Below are 17,263 nucleotides of genomic sequence, written 5' to 3'. Positions count from 1 at the left end.
GACAGCCAAGGACCAAAGGCCGGGAGTGTTTGGGTAGATATTCGCCCACTTCAGGGCGGATCGCAGGAACGCCTCGGCTACCCCACGCAGAAACCCGTGGCGCTTCTGGAGCGCATCGTCAATGCCTCCTCGAACCCCGGCGACGTGGTGCTCGATCCGTTCTGCGGCTGCGGCACCACGGTTCACGCGGCGCAAAAGCTGGGGCGGCAATGGATCGGCATCGACGTGACGCATCTTGCCATCGGCCTGATCGAAAAGCGTCTGCGCGATGCGTTCGAAGGGGTCGAATTCACCACCCATGGCGTGCCACAGGACATCGCCGGCGCGCGCGACATGGCCAACCGGGGGCGCGAGGACAAGAATTACTATTTCGAGTTCGAGAAATGGGCGCTCTCGCTCATCGCCGCGCAGCCCGGCAACATGGGCAAGAAGGGCGCGGACAAGGGCATCGACGGCAATATCTATTTCGGCAAGACCCATCGCGCCATCGTCAGCGTCAAGGCGGGTGACAACGTGGGCGTCGGCATGATCCGCGACCTGCGCGGCGTGATCGAGCGCGAGCGCGCCGAGATCGGCATTTTCCTCACCCTGACCGAGCCGAAAAAGACCATGATCGCCGAAGCGGCGGCGGCAGGCCAGTTCGAGATGGAGGGGTTCGAGCCGGTGCCGCGCATCCAGATCGTGACCATCGAGGAGGCATTGCAACTGCGCGACCGCGCCGTGCGCCTGCCCGCGCGCCGCGACGACACGTTCAAGAAGGCCGCCCGCGAAGAGGACAGGGGCGCGCAGGGGCGGCTTGATATCTAGAGCTTTTCAGGTTTACACGACGACAAATGGATCGAAACGCGCGTTCGACCGAAGGGAGAGGCAGCGCGTTTTCGATTCCGTTGAAACCTGAAACGCTTCAGGGCCTGTTACATCTGCCCACCTGGATCGGCATCAGGCGTAAAGCCCGACCTCGCCGCCCTCGGACGCGGCGGTTTTCAGCAGGTCGAATACATATTGCGCGACCGAGCGGAAACAGACCACGCGGAACGCGTCCTCTCCCGTCATCCAGACGGCGGCGGGCACCTGCGCCATGCGCGAGCGGCGGATCTGCCCCGGGCCGAAGGCGGCGGCGGAGAAATCCACCGGCATCAGCTTGCCCAGCACCTCGCGCGCATGGGCGCCGCGAATGTCGAACACGGCCCGCGCGTCCGACACGTTGACCGCCAGAGCGTGCGTTCCCGCCAGCGCGGCATCGAGCGCCGCAACCGCCGCCTCCGCCGCGCCATGCGGCACCATCACCAGAAGCTCGTCCGGCGACATCCACGCCGCGCCCTTGTCACCCGCCATCACCACTTCGCGCGGGCCGGGCAGGGCGCAGCCCGTCACCTCGCGCAGGGACTTTGCCAGCGCCGTGTCGCCAAGATCGCCGCGCAGCGTGATCATGCCGTTGAGCCCGGCCTCCTCGACCGATGCGATCCCGTCGAACCGGGCGCCGGGCAGCGCGCTTTTCGCCTCAGACATTCTGTTTCTCCCCGTCCTTGTCATAGAAGACCGGATCGACGATCTTCGCGCTGTAGGTCTTGCCGTCGGTGCCGGGAAACTCGATCACCTCGCCCATCCGGTCCGGCCCGTGCAGAACCAGCCCCATGGCTATGCCACGGCCCAGCGTCGGGCTGAAATAGCTCGAGGTGACGCGCCCCTGCACGCGGCGTTGCCCGTTGGCATTGGTGCCCTCGGCCACCGCATAGGCCCCGTCGGGGATGACCGAGCCATCCACGGTTTCCAGCCCCACCAGCTTCCAGCGGTTCGGATCGCTCATGTGGCTGCGCGCCTGCGCCCGCTTGCCGAGGTAGTCCTCCTTCTTCTTCGAGATCGCCCAGTCGAGCCCCAGGTCCTGCGGGATCACCGTGCCGTCGGTCTCGTCACCGATCATGATGAAGCCCTTCTCGGCGCGCATCACGTGCAGCGCCTCGGTGCCATAGGGGGTCACGCCGAACTCTTGCCCGGCCGCCAGCAGCTTGTCCCACAGGGCGCGCCCGTGGCTGGCGGGCACGGCGATCTCGAAGCTCAACTCACCGGAAAACGAGATCCGGAAAACCCGCGCTCCGATCTCGCCGAAGGTGGCATCCTTCCACGCCATGAAGGCGAAACCCTCGGCGCTCAGATCGTCGTCGGTCAGTTTCTCCAGCACCTTGCGCGCCTTGGGGCCGACCACGCCGATCTGGGCGAACTGCTCGGTCACGTTGGCCACGTAAACCTGCCAGTCCCACCACTCGGTCTGAAGCCATTCCTCCATATGGGCATGGATACGCTCGGCCCCGCCCGTGGTGGTGTGGCAGAGGAAGGTCTGATCGTCGATCCGCGCCACCACGCCGTCGTCGATCAGGAAGCCGTTCTCGCTGCACATCAACCCGTAACGACAGCGCCCGGGTTTCAGCGTGCTCATCATGTTGGTGTAGAGCATGTCCATGAACCGCCCGGCATCCGGCCCCTTCACGATCAGCTTGCCCAGCGTCGAGGCATCCAGAAGCCCCAGGCTCTCGCGCGTGGCCATGATCTCGCGCGCGACGGCCGCGGCATGGCTCTCCTCGCCCCGGGGATAGCAATAGGGCCGCCGCCACTGGCCCACCGGCTCCCAATGGGCGCCGTGTGCCTCGTGCCAGTCATGCATCGGCGTGCGGCGCAACGGCTGGAATGTCTCGCCGCGCGCCTCGCCCGCGATCGCGCCCATGGATATCGGCGTATAGGGTGGGCGGAAGGTCGTGGTGCCGGTCTGCGGAATGGGCCGGCCCAGCGCGTCCGAGAGGATCGCCAGCCCGTTGATATTGCTCAGCTTGCCCTGATCGGTCGCCATTCCCAGTGTGGTATAGCGCTTGGTGTGCTCGACCGATTCATAGCCCTCGCGCGCGGCCAGTTGCACGTCGCTCACCTTGACGTCGTTCTGGTAATCCAGCCACGCCTTCATGCGCAGTTTGACCCCGGCCCCCTGCGGCATGAGCCAGACCGCCTCGAGCGGCGACTCGGGCGCATCCTCGACTTTTGGTGCGGCGGATTTGGCGGGCTTCAGTCCCAGATCCCGGGCCGCGTGCCGCCCCGCGGCATCCGCATCGGCCAAGCCCGCGCCCAGCGACAGCGCGCCATTGGCGGCCCCCGCCGGAACGACGAAACCCGCCCCATCCGCGCCCAGCGGCGGCTTGTCGCCATCGGGGCGGAAATGCGCCTGCGCCTCGTCCCAGACGAGCTTGCCACCGCAATGCGACCACAGGTGCACCACCGGCGACCAGCCGCCCGACATCGCCACCACGTCGCAGGCGATCCTTTCCAGAACCGCGCCTTCGCCGGCCTGTGCACAGACGCTTATGCCCTCGACCCGCCTGGCCCCGTGCACCCTGGCCACGCCCATGCCGGTCTCGACCCTTATGCCCAGTTTCGTCGCCTCCTCGGCCAGCGCCCCGCCGCCGCCCAGCCGCGCATCGAGGATCACCGGCACCGCAAGCCCGGCCTGCCGCACCGCGATCGCCGTGCGATAGGCATCGTCATTGTTGGTCACCACGACCACCCGGTCCCCGGGCGAGACGCCGTAATCGACGATATAATCGCGCACCGCGCTGGCCAGCATCACGCCGGGCACGTCGTTGCCCGCAAAACTCAGCGGCCGCTCGATCGCCCCCGTCGCCGTCACGATCCGGTCCCCCCGGATGCGCCACAGCCGGTGGCGCGGCCCGGGCGCGTCGGGGCTATGGTCGCGCAGCCGCTCGTATCCCAGCAGGTAGCCATGGTCATAGACCCCGGCGCCCATCATGCGGGTGCGCAGTGTGACGTTTTCCATCGCCTCCAGCGCGGCCAGCGTCTCGGCGACGAACTCCGCCACCGGCTGGCCATCCACCGTGCCGCCATCGACCATCGCGCGCCCGCCCCAATCGGCGGTCTGCTCCATGACCAACACCTTCGCGCCCGCCGCGCCCGCGGCCCGCGCCGCCTGCAATCCGGCGACGCCGCCGCCGATGACCACGACATCGAAGAACGCGTAGAAATGCTCGTACCGGTCGGCATCGCGATCCTTGGGCGCGCGGCCGAGGCCGGCCGATTGCCGCACGATCGGCTCATAGACATGCTTCCACGCGAACTGCGGGAACATGAAGGTCTTGTAGTAGAACCCGGCCGGAAAGAACCGCGCGAGGTGATTGTTGATCGCGCCCACGTCGAATTCGAGGCTTGGCCAGTGGTTCTGGCTGGTCACGCTGAGCCCGTCGAAAAGCTCCGTCGTGGTGGCGCGCTGGTTGGGCTCGAACCGCCCGCCCTTGCCCATGTTGAAGAGCGCGTTGGGCTCTTCGGCCCCCGAGGCCACGATGCCGCGCGGGCGGTGATACTTGAAGCTGCGCCCCACCATCACCTGGTCATTGGCCAGAAGCGCCGAGGCCAGCGTATCGCCCGCAAACCCCTTGAGCCGCTTGCCGTTGAACCGGAATTCCACGGGTTTCGTGCGGTCGATCCGCCGACCGCCAAATGCCAGACGCGTGCTCATCCGAATTCCCTTTCCATTATTCCGCCGGGGCGCGCAGCGGCCCGGGCAGGCGCATGCCTTTGTTGCGAACCTGTGCGCCGCTCACGAAAATTCCCTCCAGCGCCAGCCCGGCCGCCTGGCCGTGATCGCGTCGCGTATCTCCTGCGGCGGCTCGGTGGTCTGCGCCGAATAGCTGCCGAACACCTCCAGCGTCTGGGTGCAGCGCGCCACGTGGAACCACTTGCCGCAGCCATTCACATGCCGCCAGCGTTCGAAATGCACGCCGCGCGGGTTTTCCTTGGCGAACAGGTAGTCGTGAAACTCTTCCTCGGACGAGCCCGGACCAAAGCGCTTGATATGCGCCTCGCCTCCGCCATGAAATTCCGTCTCTTCGCCTTTGACCCCGCAACAGGGGCATTCAAGGATCAGCATGGCGCCTGTCCCTTTCGGTTCGTGATGTCGTTCAACGTGAGGGCGGGCGCACATGACAAATGGGCCGGCGCCCCAAGGCACCGGCCCATTCGGGTCGGATCCTGTTTGAGATCAGTTTCAGTTCGCGTCGTCCGCCGGTGCTTCGGCCGCCGGCATGTCCGTGCCAGTGCCTTCCACCCCTGTACCTGTACCGCTACCCTGTTCGGGTTCGATCGTGCCGGATCCGAACGAGCCCAGCACGACGAGAACGCCAACCACCAGCGCCAGGGCAATGATCCAGCCGAGTATGCCCGATCCGGACGCGGTTCGGGGCTCGTTGTGCAGGTTGGGGTCATAATCAAAATGCGACATGGTTCATCCTCCTTTTCGGTATGAACCACAGTTGGGGCGTTTCCTCGCACAACGGAAGAATGAGCGGAAATCCCCGGTCGATTTGGGCATTTTCCTGCGATTTGCTTAACTCGCGGGTGGCAAACTCCTGCCGACCCGAACTCCGATGCGTTGCTTTCCGGGGTGATCCCCGTGCCGCTCCATGCCCGGGAAAGCCTGAAATATGCAGGGATTCCGCCCTGTTCGCGTTGCAGGAACGCCCGCGTCCCGACCGTTTCGCGCCCCATCAATGCGCCACCCCCGCGGCCACGCTCTCGTCCACGAACCGCCCCTCGCGGAAGCGGTCCAGCCCGAACGCCTCGCAAAGTGGCGAATACCCCTTGGCCACCAGTTCCGCGAACCCCCAGCCCGAGCCCGGCGTCGCCTTGAACCCGCCGGTGCCCCAGCCGCAGTTGAAAAAGACGTTCTCCACCGGTGTTTTCGACAGGATCGGCGAGCGATCCCCGGTCATGTCCACGATCCCGCCCCATTGCCGCAGCATCTTGAGACGTGAAATCATCGGGAAGGTCTCGACCAGCGCGCGCACGGTTTCCTCGATGTGATGGAAGCTGCCGCGCTGGGTATAGTTGTTATACCCGTCCGCACCGCCGCCGATCACCATCTCGCCCTTGTCGGACTGGCTCATGTAGCCATGCACCGTGTTGGCCATCACCACGATGTCCATGCAGGGCTTGATCGGCTCGCTCACCAGTGCCTGAAGCGCCACCGATTCAATGGGCAGGCGGAACCCGGCCATCTCGGCCAGCACCCCGGAATGGCCCGCCACCACCACGCCCAGCTTGTCGCAGTCGATCGCGCCTTTCGTGGTGTCCACGCCGACGACCTTGCCGCCGTCCTTGCGTACCCCCGTGACCTCGCATTGCTGGATGATGTCCATCCCCATGTCGCTGCACGCCCGCGCATAGCCCCAGGCCACCGCGTCATGCCGCCCGGTCCCGGCGCGCGCCTGCCACAGCCCGCCCAGCACCGGGTAGCGCGGCCCGTCGAGCGAGATGATCGGCACCAGCTGCTTCACCCGCTCGGGCGACACGAACTCGGTGTCCACGCCCTGCAAAGCGTTGGCGTGTGCCGTGCGCTTGTAGCCGCGCACCTCGTGCTCGGTCTGGGCCAGCATCAGGACGCCGCGCGGGGAATACATCACGTTGTAATTGAGATCCTGGCTCATCGTCTCGTAGAGCGAGCGCGATTTCTCGTAGATCGCCGCCGACGGGTCCTGCAGGTAGTTCGAGCGGATGATCGTGGTGTTGCGCCCGGTATTGCCGCCGCCCAGCCAGCCCTTTTCGAGGATCGCGACATTGGTGATACCGAAATTCCTGCCAAGGTAGAACGCCGTGGCCAGCCCGTGCCCGCCCGCGCCCACGATGATGACGTCGTATTTCTTCTTCGGCTCGGGCGAGCGCCACGCGCGCGCCCATCCCTCGTGGTAACGTGTGGCCTCCCGCGCCACCGCAAAGGCTGAATACCGTCTCATGCGTTCCGTTTCCCCCGATTCCCGATGCGATGACCCCGCGCCATCCTAGTGCAACTTTGCCGGTTTTGCCCCGCGTTTGCATCCGTCACAATGACACCCGAATGCGACATCGCGTATCCATGCGGCCATTTGCCCTTTCGCCCCGGCGCCGGCACGATTACATGCAGGACACATGAAGTTCTAACCGGGGCCCGCAATGGTATTCTGGATCACCGCCGCCGCACTCGCACTCGCAATTGCTCTCGTATTCGCCCTGACGCTCCTGCGCGCCAAGCCCGCGGAGGAGCACCCCGCCGCCTATGACCTGCGCATCTACCGCGATCAGCTCAAGGAGGTCGAGCGCGACCTTGCCCGCGGCCTGATCGACGAGGCCGATGCCGAGCGCGTGCGCACCGAGGTCGGCCGCCGCGTGCTCCAGGCGGATGCCCGGCTGCGCGCGGCCAGCACCACCGGAAGCGGCCAGCCCCGCGCCGCCACGCTGGCGCTTGCGGGGCTCGTGCTCGTCGCCACGGTCGGCGGCTCGCTGGCGCTTTATCCGGTGCTCGGCAAGCCCGGCGCGCGTGATCTGCCCATCTCCCAGCGGATCGCGCTGTCAAACGAGATGCGCGCGACGCGGCCAAGCCAGGCCGAGCACATGGACGAACTGCCCGCGGCCCCGCTCAACACCCCCGACGAGGAACGCTTTGCCGATCTCATCGAGAAGCTGCGCGAAGCCGTCGCCGAACGCCCCGATGACCTCCAGGGACAGATGCTCCTGGCCCGCAACGAGGCCGGGCTCGGCAATTACAGCGCCGCCGCCGAGGCCCAGGCCGCCGTGGTGCGCCTGCGCGGTGACGAGGCCAGCGCCGACGACCATGTCCTGCTGGCCGATCTGATGATCACCGCCGCCCAGGGCTATGTCTCGCCCGAGGCCGAGGCCGAACTGCGCCGCGCCCTCGAAAAGGAGCCCACCAACCCGGTGGCGCGGTATTACACCGGGCAGATGCTGTTGCAGAACGATCGCCCCGACATGGCGTTTCGCCTCTGGGACGGCCTCTTGCGCCAGGGCCCGGAAAACGCGCCCTGGATCGCCCAGATCCGCCGCCAGATCGACGACATCGCCTGGATGGCCGGGGTGCGCGACTATTCCCAGCCCGATCCCGCCGGTCCCGAAGGCCCGAGTGCCGAAAGCATCGCCAACGCCGAAGACCTCGCCGAGGACGAGCGCCGGGACCTCATTCAGAACATGGTCGACGAACTCAACGACAAGCTCGCCACCGAGGGCGGCAGCCCCGAGGAATGGGCGCGGCTGATCGGTGCGCTGGGCATCCTTGGCAACACAGATCACGCCAGCGCCGTCTGGGACGAGGCCCAGATGGTCTTTGCCGACCAGCCACAGATGCTGGCCACCGTGCGCGAAGGGGCGGTGCGTGCCGGTCTGCTGAAAACTGCGCCCGCGGCCCCCGAACTGCCGCTGCCGGGCGAGGAGGGCGCCACACCCGCCGGCCCCACCGCCGAAGACATGGAAAACGCCGCGCAAATGCCCGAGGAGGACCGCGAGGAGATGATCCGCACCATGGTGGCGACCCTTTCCGAGCGGCTGGCAGAAGAGGGCGGCAGCGCACAGGAATGGGCGCGGCTCATCACCTCGCAGGCCATTCTCGGGGACCGCGAGGCGGCCCAATCGGCGTTCGATTCGGCGCTGGCCGCACATGGCGACGACCGCACCGCGCGCGCCACGATCGAGACCGCCGCCCGCTCGGCCGGGCTCGTCGAATGATCCTAGACGCGACCGAGGATTTCGCCGCCGCCCTGCCGCCCCGGCGCGCGCTGGCCGGGCTCGACCTGGGCGAGCGCACGATCGGCGTCGCGGTCTCTGACGGGATGCGCTCGGTCGCGACACCGCTCGAAACCATCCGGCGCAAGAAATTCACCGCCGATGCCGAGGCGCTGCTGGCCATTCTCGCTGCCCGCGATATCGCCGGGATCGTGCTTGGCCTGCCGCGCAACATGGACGGCACCGAGGGCCCGCGCTGCCAATCGACCCGCGCCTTTGCCCGTAATCTCGCGCGGCTCACGGACCTGCCGATCAGCTTCTGGGATGAACGGCTCTCGACGGTTGCCGCCGAAAGGGCGCTCATCGAGGCGGATACGACACGAAAGCGTCGCGCCGAGGTCATAGACCACGTCGCCGCCTCCTATATCCTGCAGGGGCTGCTGGACCGCATCAGGCATATCGGGTGAGACATGAAGAGCGATGACATCTGGAAACGCGACGAGGTCGAAAGCCCTTGCATCAATGTCTGCGTCGTCCATCCCGAGGCGCGGATCTGTACCGGGTGTTACCGCTCCCTCGACGAGATCGCGGGATGGTCGCGGATGAGCGCCGAGGCGCGTCGCGCTGTGATGGACGAACTTCCCGACCGCGCCAGCCTCCTGCGCAAGCGTCGTGGCGGCCGCGCGGCGCGGCTCAAGCGGTAGGGGATTGTTCATTCATCCCGCCCGGAACAGCGGCGAAGCCGCCCGGGCAGCACATGGCCGGCCCGACGGCCAGGTGCTTTTGAGGGGGCGCGCGTCGGTCCGGGCTGGGGAAGGCATAGCGGGATAAACTGCGTGGCGCTTGCGTTGTGAGCACCTGACCGCGGCCATGTGCTTGCCTGCTGCTGGTCATCGGTCAACTTGTGTCATCGACACCCGGATCGGCCCCGAACCAGGCGCGGGAAAACCTCAGCCACCGCCAAGACTCCAACACCTCACCGCACGCCCCGCTAACGTTTGGTCGCGCCACTTGGCCCCGCTCTCCCCGGCAGCCGGGCAGCAGCCGGGAGTCATACGCGAGTCACTCCCTCGATTCGCCCCGAAACGGCAAAGGTTAAGCGTAGGGACCGCTTCACCAGCCCAGCGACTTGCGCAGCATGTTCAGAGCCACCAGCGTGAGGAACACGGCAAACGCCCGCCTGAGCGGTCTGGGGTCCATCGCGTGGGCGAGCTTTACACCCCAAGGCGCTGTAATCATTGTCATAACGATGACGATACCAAAGGCCACGAGGTTCACCGCGCCGATGGTGAATGGCGGCGCATCCGCGACCCGAAGGAACAGGAAGCCGATCACCGACGGCACCGCGATGATCACCCCGAACCCTGCCGCCGTCGCAACCGCACGGTGAATCGGCGTGGCATAGAGGCTCATCAACGGAACCCCGAAACTGCCGCCCCCGATTCCCATCAGGACCGACAGGAACCCGACCATGGGAGCGAGTGCCAAGCGTTTGATTCCCCTTGGCATTTCGTCGCCCAATTGCCAATGCTGGCGCCCCAGCCCGAGATAGGCCCCGACCACCAGCGCGAGAACACCGAACACCCCCTGAAGCGTGCTTGACCGCAGGCTCGCCGCCGTCAGCATCCCCAGGACCGCGCCGATCATGATGCCCAGGGCCCAGCCGCGCAGGATGTCCCAATCCACGGCGCCCTTCTTGTTGTGACTGTGTACCGACCGCAAGGAGGTGACGATGATCGTCGCCAGCGAGGTGGCCAGGCAGATCTGCATCAACTGCGGCCCGTCATAACCAAGTGTCTGGAACGTATAGAAAAAAGCGGGCACCAAGACGATGCCTCCGCCCACCCCGAGCAACCCGGCCAGCACCCCGGCAAAGCCGCCGATCACGATCAGCAGGATGAGCATCTGCACCAGAAGCATGGTATCGGGGATCATTTGGCTCTCCTTTGTTCTGCGAGACGGTCTACACCGCTGCCGGATCAAGGGAAAGCCGGCAATGCCCGCTGGCAGCTTTCACCTTGTAATCAAGCGGATAAAGCGCGCTCCTGAACCGCTTCAAGGGCCTGTTCGACCAGCGAAACACCGGCATCCGGCCGCACCGCCCCTTCCGACAGGATGCGCCGCCACTGCCGCGCGCCGGGACGGCCGTGAAACAGCCCCAGCATGTGCCGCGTCACCTGGTGCAGTCGGCCCCCCGAGGCCAGATGCGCGCGGATATGGGGCAGCATCTCCCGCGCCACATCCTCGGGGCGACGGGCGGCGGGTTGGGTGCCGAAAACACGTTGATCGGCCTGCCCCAGGATGTCCCAGGGCCGATGGTAGGCCGCGCGCCCGATCATCACGCCGTCAAATCCTTTCTCAAGCATTTCAACCGCTTGATCCAGTGTGTCGATCCCGCCATTGAGCGTGATATGCAGGTTGGGAAAGAGCATCTTCATGCGTTGGACGAGATCGTAATCCAGCGGCGGGATGTCCCGGTTCTCCTTGGGGCTGAGCCCCATGAGCCACGCCTTGCGCGCATGGATCGTCACCCGTTCGACGCCGGCCGCAGCGATCTGGGCCAGGAACTCCGGAAGCGCCTCTTCGGGGTCCTGATCATCCACCCCGATCCGGCATTTCACCGTTACAGGCACATCCACCTCCGCGATCATCGCCGCGCAACATTTTTTCACGAGGGCCGGATTTTTCATGAGAACCGCCCCGAACGTGCCCGATTGCACCCGGTCGGACGGGCAGCCACAGTTGAGATTGACCTCGTCAAACCCCGCCCCCATCCCCAACCCCGCCGCCCGCGCCAACTCGTCCGGATCGGCGCCGCCCAGCTGCAATGCGACGGGAGCGTCTTCAGGATCATGATCGAGCAGATGTAGCGCCCCGCCACGCACCAGGGCGGGTGCTGTCACCATTTCGGTGTAGAGCAGAGGCTGCGACGACAGCCGGCGATGGAAATGCCGACAATGCCTGTCGGTCCAATCCATCATGGGGGCAACGGACAACCTGGCGTTTTGATCTAGCGGCATTTCTCTCGTGTCCCGAACCGTTGCATTCCGCCGCGTTTGCGCCGCCCCCGATCAACCCCGGAATTGCCATCTTGCGAAGATCATGTTCGCGGCCCTGGCCCTCGGCGTGGAGGGCCAAGACCGGATCCAGGTCAAAGCAAAGACTTCACCTTGTCGACCACGGCCTGCGCCGTGATTCCGAATTTCTCGTAGAGCACATCGGCGGGGGCGGAGGCACCGAAACTGTCCATGCCGACGAAACCCGATTTCGCCTCGCGGCCGCGTTCTCCGCACAACCAGCGATCCCAGCCGGTGCGCACGGCTGCCTCGACGCCGACGCGGACGGGACCGGCGGGCAGCACCTTGCGACGATAGCTTTCGGACTGATCCGCGAACAGGTCCCAGCAGGGCATGGAAACGACGCGGGTTCCGATGCCTTCGTCCTGCAACAACTCGCGCGCGGCCAGTGCAATGGAGACCTCGGAGCCGGTGGCGAGGATGATGGCGCGGCGCTTGCCGGTCGCTTCGGCCAGCACATAGGCGCCCTGCGCCGTGAGGTTCTTTGTCTTGTGCTCGGTGCGCACGGTGGGCAGGCCCTGACGGGTGAGCGAGAGCACGGAGGGCGTGGATTTGGATGACAATGCCAGTTCCCATGCTTCGGCGGTCTCGACCGTGTCGGCGGGGCGGAACACCATGGTGTTGGGGGTGGCGCGCGAGATGGCGAGGTGTTCAACCGGCTGGTGCGTGGGGCCGTCCTCGCCCAGGCCGATGGAATCGTGGGTCATCACGAAGACGGTGGGGATGCCCATCAGCGCGGCCAGCCGCATCGCCGGGCGGGCATAATCGGTGAAGGCCATGAAGGTGCCGCCATAGGGTCGGATACCACCATGCAGCGCCATGCCGTTCATTGCGGCGGCCATGCCGTGTTCGCGGATGCCCCAATAGATATAGCGACCCTTGCGGTTGTCGGTATCGAACACGCCCAGGTCGCCGGTCTTCGTGTTGTTCGAGCCGGTCAGGTCGGCCGAGCCGCCGACGGTTTCGCTCATCACCGGGTTGATGACCTCGAGCGCCATTTCCGATGCCTTGCGGGTCGCGACCTTGGGGGCCTCGTCGGCGATCTGTTTCTTCAGCGCGCGGATGCGCGAGGCCAGGGATTTGGGCACATCTCGCGCGAAGATGCGGGCGAATTCGGCCTTGCGGCGATCGGACAGGGCGTCGAGGCGGGACTGCCATTCGGCGCGGGCGGTGGCGCCGCGGCTGCCGACCTTTTCCCACCAGGACTTGATCTCGGCGGGGACCTCGAACGGGCCGGTGGTCCAGCCATAGGCGGCCTTGGCATCCTGAAGCTGGCCCAGGTCGGTCAGCGCGCCATGGCCCTTGGATGTATCCTGTGCCGCGTGACCCAGTGCGATATGGGTCTTGCAGGCGATCATCGAGGGCAGGGGGCTGGCCTTGGCGGCGGCGATGGCGGCGTCGATCGCGTCGGGGTCATGGCCGTCGATTTCCTGCACGTGCCAGCCGGCGGCGCGGAAGCGGGCGGGCTGATCTGTGCGGTCGGAAAGTTCCACCGTGCCGTCGATGGTGATGTTGTTGTTGTCCCAAAAGACGATGAGGCGGCCCAGTTGATGCCGCCCGGCGAGGGTGATGGCCTCCTGGCTGACGCCCTCCATCAGGCAGCCGTCACCGGCGATGGCATAGGTGTGGTGATCCATCAGCGCCTTGCCATAACGCGCGCGCAGGATTTCCTCGGCCATCGCAAAGCCGACGGCGTTGGACAGACCCTGTCCGAGCGGACCGGTGGTGGTCTCGATCCCCGGCGCGTGGCCGTATTCGGGGTGGCCAGCGGTGATCGCGCCCCATTGGCGGAAATTCTTCAGCTCGTCGAGCGTCATCTCGGGGTAGCCGGTAAGATGCAGAAGCGAATAGAGCAGCATCGAGCCATGCCCGGCCGAGAGGATGAAGCGATCACGATCTGGCCAGTCGGGGGCGGTGGCGTCGAACTTGAGGTGGTTCGCATAGAGCACCGTGGCGACGTCGGCCATGCCCATCGGCATGCCCGAATGGCCGGAATTGGCGGCGGCGACGGCATCGAGGGTCAGGGTGCGGATGGCGGCGGCGCGCATCCAGTGATCGGGGTGTGCGGCGCGGAGGGCGGCGATATCCAAGGGTCGAGTTCCTTTGGTTGACATGCGGTTTACAGCTGTCGCGGGCAATTGCCGGGCGAGTCGGGGCTTCTCTTACCAGTCTGCGGGGGCAGGGCAAATGTCCGAAATTCGCTTTGTGTTGCGCAAGGCCGTGCCGGGAATGGGCGGCAAAGCCCTTTCCTGGTTTGGAAACAAGGCGAAAGGCTTTACTCTTGATGCAATCCGGCGTGATGCGGATGATTCGCTCAGGGGCAGCATTGCGGCCCGGTCAAGTCGGAATGACGGGGATCGAGAGGGCAGGACATGACCCAGGAAATCGTGGAACTGGAGCGGCGCATTACCGCGGCACTGGACAGGATCGGTCAGGGATTGAGCGATCTGGGACCACAAGCCGAAGCCGAGGTGGGCGAAGGCACGGAGATCGAGGAACTGAAAGCGGCGCTGGAGGACGAAAAGCTTGTCACGGCGCAGCTTGAAGAACGAATCAAGACATTGCACGCACGCCAGGATGGCAAGCTCGCCGAGGTGACGGCCAAGGTCGAGGAACAGGCGGGGGCGATGGCAAAGCTCGACACCGAGTTGCAGCGGCTGCGGGCGGCCAATGAACAGTTGCGCGCCTCGAACGTGGCGTTGCGCGAGGCCAATGAGCACGGCGTTGGGGATGCCCACCTGATCAACAAGGCAATGCAGGCCGAACTGGAGGCGCTGCGCGCTGCGCGGGCGGCAGACGCGGCCGAGACCGGAACGATCCTTTCGGCGCTGGAGCCGTTGCTTGAGGATGACCAAGGGGAGGGGGCCTGATGCCCGAGGTGGAAATCATGATCGGCGGGCGCGCCTTCGAGGTGGCCTGCCAGGAGGGTGAGGAGCACTATCTCCATGCTGCCGCGACGATGCTCGATTCCGAGGCCAGCGTTTTGACCGAGCAGATCGGGCGGTTGCCCGAGGCGCGGATGCTGTTGATGGCCGGTCTGATGCTGGCCGACAAGACGGCAGGTGTCGAGGACAAGCTCAAGGCGATGCAGGGCCGGATGCAGGAGCTGGAGAGCGAGGTGGAGCAGCTCAGGAACCGGCCAGCGCCAGAGCCGGAGCGGATCGAGGTGCCGGTGGTGCCGGAAAGCGTGACCGAGACCATGGCCGAACTGGCCGCGCGGGCCGAGGCGTTGGCGGCGGAGGTCGAGGAGAAGCTGGGCACGGAGGGCTGAGACGGGCGGCTCTCTCTGCGCTCAGATATCGAACTTCGATCAGCCCTGTCCGCGGTAGTGGCGCAGCACGAAAAGCCGGATCGCGGTGGCAAGGCCGGTATCGAGGTCGCGGGTCTCGTCGATTTCGGCGGCGAGCGCGTTGAGCGGTTGTCCGCGCGTGGCGGCGATCTCGCGAAAGGCCAGCCAGAAATCCGCTTCGAGCGAGACGGAGGTGCGGTGTCCGCGCAGTGTGAGTGAGCGTTTGACGGGCTTGCTCACGGTACCGTCAGTCCTCGCGCCGCTTGCCGTCAAGCCGACTGACGGCCTTGTCGGCGCGGAGCTTGGCAAGCGATTTCTCGGCCTTGCTCAATCCATATTTTGCCGCGTTCTTGTTGGCCCGGCGTTTCTTGTCTGCCCTTGCAGCCGCCTTGCGCACCTTGTTGAGATTGACGACGCCCGCCATCACGACGGCCCCACCATCTTCTCGGGGCGCACGACGCGGTCGAATGTCGTCTCATCGACAAACCCCAGCCGCACGGCCTCTTCGCGCAGGGTGGTGCCGTTCTGATGCGCGGTCTTGGCGACCTTGGTGGCGTTGTCATAGCCGATCTCGGGCGCAAGGGCGGTGACCAGCATCAGGCTCTCGCGCATCAGCCTGTCGATACGGTCCTCGTTGGCCTTGAGGCCCACCACCAGATTATCTGTGAAGCTGGTCACCGCATCGCCAAGAAGCTGCATGGATTGCAGCACGTTATAGGCCATCATGGGTTTATAGACATTGAGTTCGAAATGCCCCTGTGAGCCGGCAAAGCCGACGGCGGCGTCATTGCCCATGACATGGGCACAAACCTGGGTGAGCGCCTCGCATTGCGTGGGGTTGACCTTGCCGGGCATGATGGAGGAGCCGGGTTCGTTCTCGGGCAGGATAAGCTCGCCCAGTCCCGAGCGTGGGCCGGAGCCCAGGAAGCGGATATCGTTGGCGATCTTGTAAAGCGAAACAGCGACGCCGCGCAGCGCGCCCGACATCTCGACCATGGCGTCATGGGCGGCCAGCGCCTCGAACTTGTTGGGGGCGGTGGTGAAGGGCAGACCGGTGATCCGCGCGATACGCTCGGCCACGTCCTCGGCCCAGCCGCGCGGGGTGTTGAGGCCGGTGCCAACAGCGGTGCCGCCCTGGGCCAGTTCATAGATGCGTGGCAGGGCGGATTTCACCCGCGTGATGCTCATCGCGACCTGGTGCAGGTAGCCGGAAAATTCCTGTGACAGGGTGAGCGGGGTGGCGTCTTGCGTGTGCGTTCGGCCGATCTTGATGATGCCGTCGAAATCGCGGACCTTCTGTTCGAGCGCGCCATGGAGCCGGGCAAGGCCGGGCAGCAGCACGTCATGCGCCATTGTGGCCGTGGCGATATGCATGGCGGTGGGGAAGGTGTCGTTCGAGCTCTGGCCCATGTTGACGTGATCGTTGGGATGGACAGGCTCCTTGGAGCCCAGCACGCCGCCCATGATCTCGATCGCGCGATTGGCGATGACCTCGTTAGCGTTCATGTTGGATTGCGTGCCCGAGCCGGTCTGCCAGACAACCAGCGGGAAATGATCGTCGAGCCGGCCCTCGGCCACCTCGGCGGCGGCCTTCCGGATCGCCTCGCCGCGCGTGGCGTCGAGCCGTCCGAGATCGGTATTGGCCCCGGCGCAGGCCTGCTTGATCACGCCCAGTGCGCGAACGAGCGCCACGGGCTGACGTTCCCAGCCAATCGGGAAATTCATCAGCGACCGCTGGGTCTGAGCCCCCCAGTAGCGATCGGCGGGCACGTCGAGCGGGCCGAAGCTGTCGGTTTCCGTGCGCGTGGGCGTATCGGTCATCTGCATCTCCTTGTGCGATGGCAAGAGGGACGATGGGTGAGGCTACTTGCGGAAACTGTCGAGGCTGACCACCTCGGCATCCTGAGCCTTGTTTTCGGCCTCCGGATCGTCTCCGACCTCATCGGCTCGCCCCTCTCCGGGGCCGTCATCTCCATCGTCATCCTCGGCATGGGTCTCGAAGCGCAGGCCGAATTCGACCGATGGATCGACGAAGGTCTTGATTGCGTCATAGGGGATGTAGAGCGGTTCGGGCGCGTCGCCGAAATTGAGCGTGATCGAGAATCCGTCGTCGCCCACATCCAGATTGTCGAACCAGTGCTGCATCACGACAGTCATTTCCGTGGGATAGCGGTCGCGCAGCCAGTCGGCGAGTTCTGCGTCGGGGTGGGTGGTGTCGAATGTGATGAAAAAATGATGCGTGCCGGGCAGTCCGTGATCGGCGACATCGGCGAGCACTTCCTGAATGAGCCCTCGCATGGCACGGTGCATCAGGCTGCCGTAATCGATGCTGCGCGACATCTTGGTCCGACCCTTT

General features: G+C 65.7%; 18 protein-coding genes. 6 read left to right on the top strand and 12 right to left on the bottom strand.

Features of this window, described 5'->3' with window-relative positions; genetic code table 11:
* Positions 1–807: DNA methyltransferase (locus ACESL9_RS08865; protein ID WP_372674730.1), on the top strand; the 807-nt coding region annotated here is incomplete at its 5' end.
* A gap of 132 nt (positions 808–939) precedes the next feature.
* Here ACESL9_RS08865 and ACESL9_RS08860 read toward each other — a convergent pair.
* The 5 genes from ACESL9_RS08860 to ACESL9_RS08840 form a co-directional block, all read right to left on the bottom strand.
* Entirely contained in the window at positions 940–1,509 is a 570-nt protein-coding gene (locus ACESL9_RS08860) for a sarcosine oxidase subunit gamma (RefSeq protein ID WP_372614903.1), read from the bottom strand.
* Positions 1,502–4,513: a sarcosine oxidase subunit alpha family protein gene (locus ACESL9_RS08855; RefSeq protein WP_372674729.1), complete on the bottom strand. Its 3,012-nt coding sequence runs from the start codon at positions 4,511–4,513 to the stop codon at positions 1,502–1,504. Before ACESL9_RS08855 ends, ACESL9_RS08860 begins: the two co-directional genes overlap by 8 nt.
* An 81-nt stretch (positions 4,514–4,594) precedes the next feature.
* Positions 4,595–4,924 (bottom strand): sarcosine oxidase subunit delta, encoded by a 330-nt coding sequence (locus tag ACESL9_RS08850; RefSeq protein WP_372614905.1) that lies wholly within the window; start codon positions 4,922–4,924, stop codon positions 4,595–4,597.
* 117 nt (positions 4,925–5,041) lie between these two features.
* On the bottom strand, positions 5,042–5,275 hold the full coding sequence (locus tag ACESL9_RS08845) for a hypothetical protein (protein ID WP_372614906.1): 234 nt from the start codon (positions 5,273–5,275) through the stop codon (positions 5,042–5,044).
* Between the two features lie 265 nt (positions 5,276–5,540).
* Entirely contained in the window at positions 5,541–6,785 is a 1,245-nt protein-coding gene (locus tag ACESL9_RS08840; protein ID WP_372614907.1) for a sarcosine oxidase subunit beta family protein, read from the bottom strand.
* A gap of 196 nt (positions 6,786–6,981) precedes the next feature.
* On the opposite strand from ACESL9_RS08840, the gene ccmI reads away from it, so the two are divergent.
* From ccmI to ACESL9_RS08825, 3 genes are read left to right on the top strand one after another with little or no spacing between them, the layout of a single operon-like run.
* Positions 6,982–8,544 carry a c-type cytochrome biogenesis protein CcmI gene (gene ccmI, locus ACESL9_RS08835; protein WP_372614908.1) on the top strand — a complete coding sequence of 521 codons (1,563 nt, stop codon included), beginning with the start codon at positions 6,982–6,984 and terminating at the stop codon, positions 8,542–8,544.
* Complete coding sequence (gene ruvX / locus ACESL9_RS08830; RefSeq protein WP_372614909.1) at positions 8,541–9,008, top strand: Holliday junction resolvase RuvX; 468 nt, start codon at positions 8,541–8,543, stop codon at positions 9,006–9,008. Before ccmI ends, ruvX begins: the two co-directional genes overlap by 4 nt.
* A 3-nt stretch (positions 9,009–9,011) precedes the next feature.
* The gene (locus ACESL9_RS08825; protein WP_372614910.1) at positions 9,012–9,245 is read left to right on the top strand and encodes a DUF1289 domain-containing protein; all 234 of its coding nucleotides are present in this window, start codon (positions 9,012–9,014) and stop codon (positions 9,243–9,245) included.
* A gap of 409 nt (positions 9,246–9,654) precedes the next feature.
* Here the strand turns inward: ACESL9_RS08825 and ACESL9_RS08820 are convergent, their stop codons facing one another.
* The 3 genes from ACESL9_RS08820 to tkt form a co-directional block, all read right to left on the bottom strand.
* A complete protein-coding gene (locus ACESL9_RS08820) occupies positions 9,655–10,473 on the bottom strand; it encodes a sulfite exporter TauE/SafE family protein (protein WP_372614932.1) in 819 nt (272 codons plus the stop codon).
* 92 nt (positions 10,474–10,565) lie between these two features.
* Positions 10,566–11,522: a tRNA dihydrouridine(20/20a) synthase DusA gene (gene dusA / locus ACESL9_RS08815; protein ID WP_372674728.1), complete on the bottom strand. Its 957-nt coding sequence runs from the start codon at positions 11,520–11,522 to the stop codon at positions 10,566–10,568.
* Between the two features lie 170 nt (positions 11,523–11,692).
* A complete protein-coding gene (tkt, locus tag ACESL9_RS08810) occupies positions 11,693–13,708 on the bottom strand; it encodes a transketolase (protein WP_372614912.1) in 2,016 nt (671 codons plus the stop codon).
* A gap of 282 nt (positions 13,709–13,990) precedes the next feature.
* Here tkt and ACESL9_RS08805 point away from each other — a divergent pair, with 282 nt between their 5' ends.
* Complete coding sequence (locus ACESL9_RS08805; protein WP_372614913.1) at positions 13,991–14,488, top strand: hypothetical protein; 498 nt, start codon at positions 13,991–13,993, stop codon at positions 14,486–14,488.
* Positions 14,488–14,889, top strand: coding sequence for a cell division protein ZapA (locus ACESL9_RS08800; RefSeq protein ID WP_372614914.1), 402 nt, complete (start codon positions 14,488–14,490; stop codon positions 14,887–14,889). The genes ACESL9_RS08805 and ACESL9_RS08800 overlap by 1 nt, the downstream gene beginning before the upstream one ends.
* A gap of 39 nt (positions 14,890–14,928) precedes the next feature.
* Here ACESL9_RS08800 and ACESL9_RS08795 read toward each other — a convergent pair whose 3' ends face one another.
* From ACESL9_RS08795 to ACESL9_RS08780, 4 genes are read right to left on the bottom strand one after another with little or no spacing between them, the layout of a single operon-like run.
* Positions 14,929–15,147: a ribbon-helix-helix domain-containing protein gene (locus ACESL9_RS08795; RefSeq protein WP_372614915.1), complete on the bottom strand. Its 219-nt coding sequence runs from the start codon at positions 15,145–15,147 to the stop codon at positions 14,929–14,931.
* Positions 15,148–15,154: 7 nt separating this feature from the next.
* Entirely contained in the window at positions 15,155–15,331 is a 177-nt protein-coding gene (locus tag ACESL9_RS08790) for a DUF4169 family protein (protein ID WP_372614916.1), read from the bottom strand.
* Positions 15,331–16,728, bottom strand: coding sequence for a class II fumarate hydratase (gene fumC, locus ACESL9_RS08785; protein WP_372614917.1), 1,398 nt, complete (start codon positions 16,726–16,728; stop codon positions 15,331–15,333). The genes ACESL9_RS08790 and fumC overlap by 1 nt, the downstream gene beginning before the upstream one ends.
* Positions 16,729–16,770: 42 nt before the next feature.
* Positions 16,771–17,247 (bottom strand): SspB family protein, encoded by a 477-nt coding sequence (locus ACESL9_RS08780; protein WP_372614918.1) that lies wholly within the window; start codon positions 17,245–17,247, stop codon positions 16,771–16,773.
* Positions 17,248–17,263 lie beyond the last annotated feature (16 nt).

Source organism: Aquicoccus sp. (assembly GCF_041686535.1).
In the GTDB taxonomy this organism is placed as follows: Bacteria; Pseudomonadota; Alphaproteobacteria; order Rhodobacterales; family Rhodobacteraceae; genus Aquicoccus.
Note: the sequence above shows the minus strand (reverse complement) of the source record. Positions and strands in the feature narration are given on the sequence as shown.

Coding starts and splice junctions, on each gene's coding strand:
- ACESL9_RS08860 (WP_372614903.1), bottom strand. CDS start 1,509: ATGTCTGAGGCGAAAAGCGCGCTGCCCGGCGCCCGGTTCGACGGGATC.
- ACESL9_RS08855 (WP_372674729.1), bottom strand. CDS start 4,513: ATGAGCACGCGTCTGGCATTTGGCGGTCGGCGGATCGACCGCACGAAA.
- ACESL9_RS08850 (WP_372614905.1), bottom strand. CDS start 4,924: ATGCTGATCCTTGAATGCCCCTGTTGCGGGGTCAAAGGCGAAGAGACG.
- ACESL9_RS08845 (WP_372614906.1), bottom strand. CDS start 5,275: ATGTCGCATTTTGATTATGACCCCAACCTGCACAACGAGCCCCGAACC.
- ACESL9_RS08840 (WP_372614907.1), bottom strand. CDS start 6,785: ATGAGACGGTATTCAGCCTTTGCGGTGGCGCGGGAGGCCACACGTTAC.
- ccmI (WP_372614908.1), top strand. CDS start 6,982: ATGGTATTCTGGATCACCGCCGCCGCACTCGCACTCGCAATTGCTCTC.
- ruvX (WP_372614909.1), top strand. CDS start 8,541: ATGATCCTAGACGCGACCGAGGATTTCGCCGCCGCCCTGCCGCCCCGG.
- ACESL9_RS08825 (WP_372614910.1), top strand. CDS start 9,012: ATGAAGAGCGATGACATCTGGAAACGCGACGAGGTCGAAAGCCCTTGC.
- dusA (WP_372674728.1), bottom strand. CDS start 11,522: ATGATGGATTGGACCGACAGGCATTGTCGGCATTTCCATCGCCGGCTG.
- ACESL9_RS08805 (WP_372614913.1), top strand. CDS start 13,991: ATGACCCAGGAAATCGTGGAACTGGAGCGGCGCATTACCGCGGCACTG.
- ACESL9_RS08800 (WP_372614914.1), top strand. CDS start 14,488: ATGCCCGAGGTGGAAATCATGATCGGCGGGCGCGCCTTCGAGGTGGCC.
- ACESL9_RS08790 (WP_372614916.1), bottom strand. CDS start 15,331: ATGGCGGGCGTCGTCAATCTCAACAAGGTGCGCAAGGCGGCTGCAAGG.
- fumC (WP_372614917.1), bottom strand. CDS start 16,728: ATGACCGATACGCCCACGCGCACGGAAACCGACAGCTTCGGCCCGCTC.
- ACESL9_RS08780 (WP_372614918.1), bottom strand. CDS start 17,247: ATGTCGCGCAGCATCGATTACGGCAGCCTGATGCACCGTGCCATGCGA.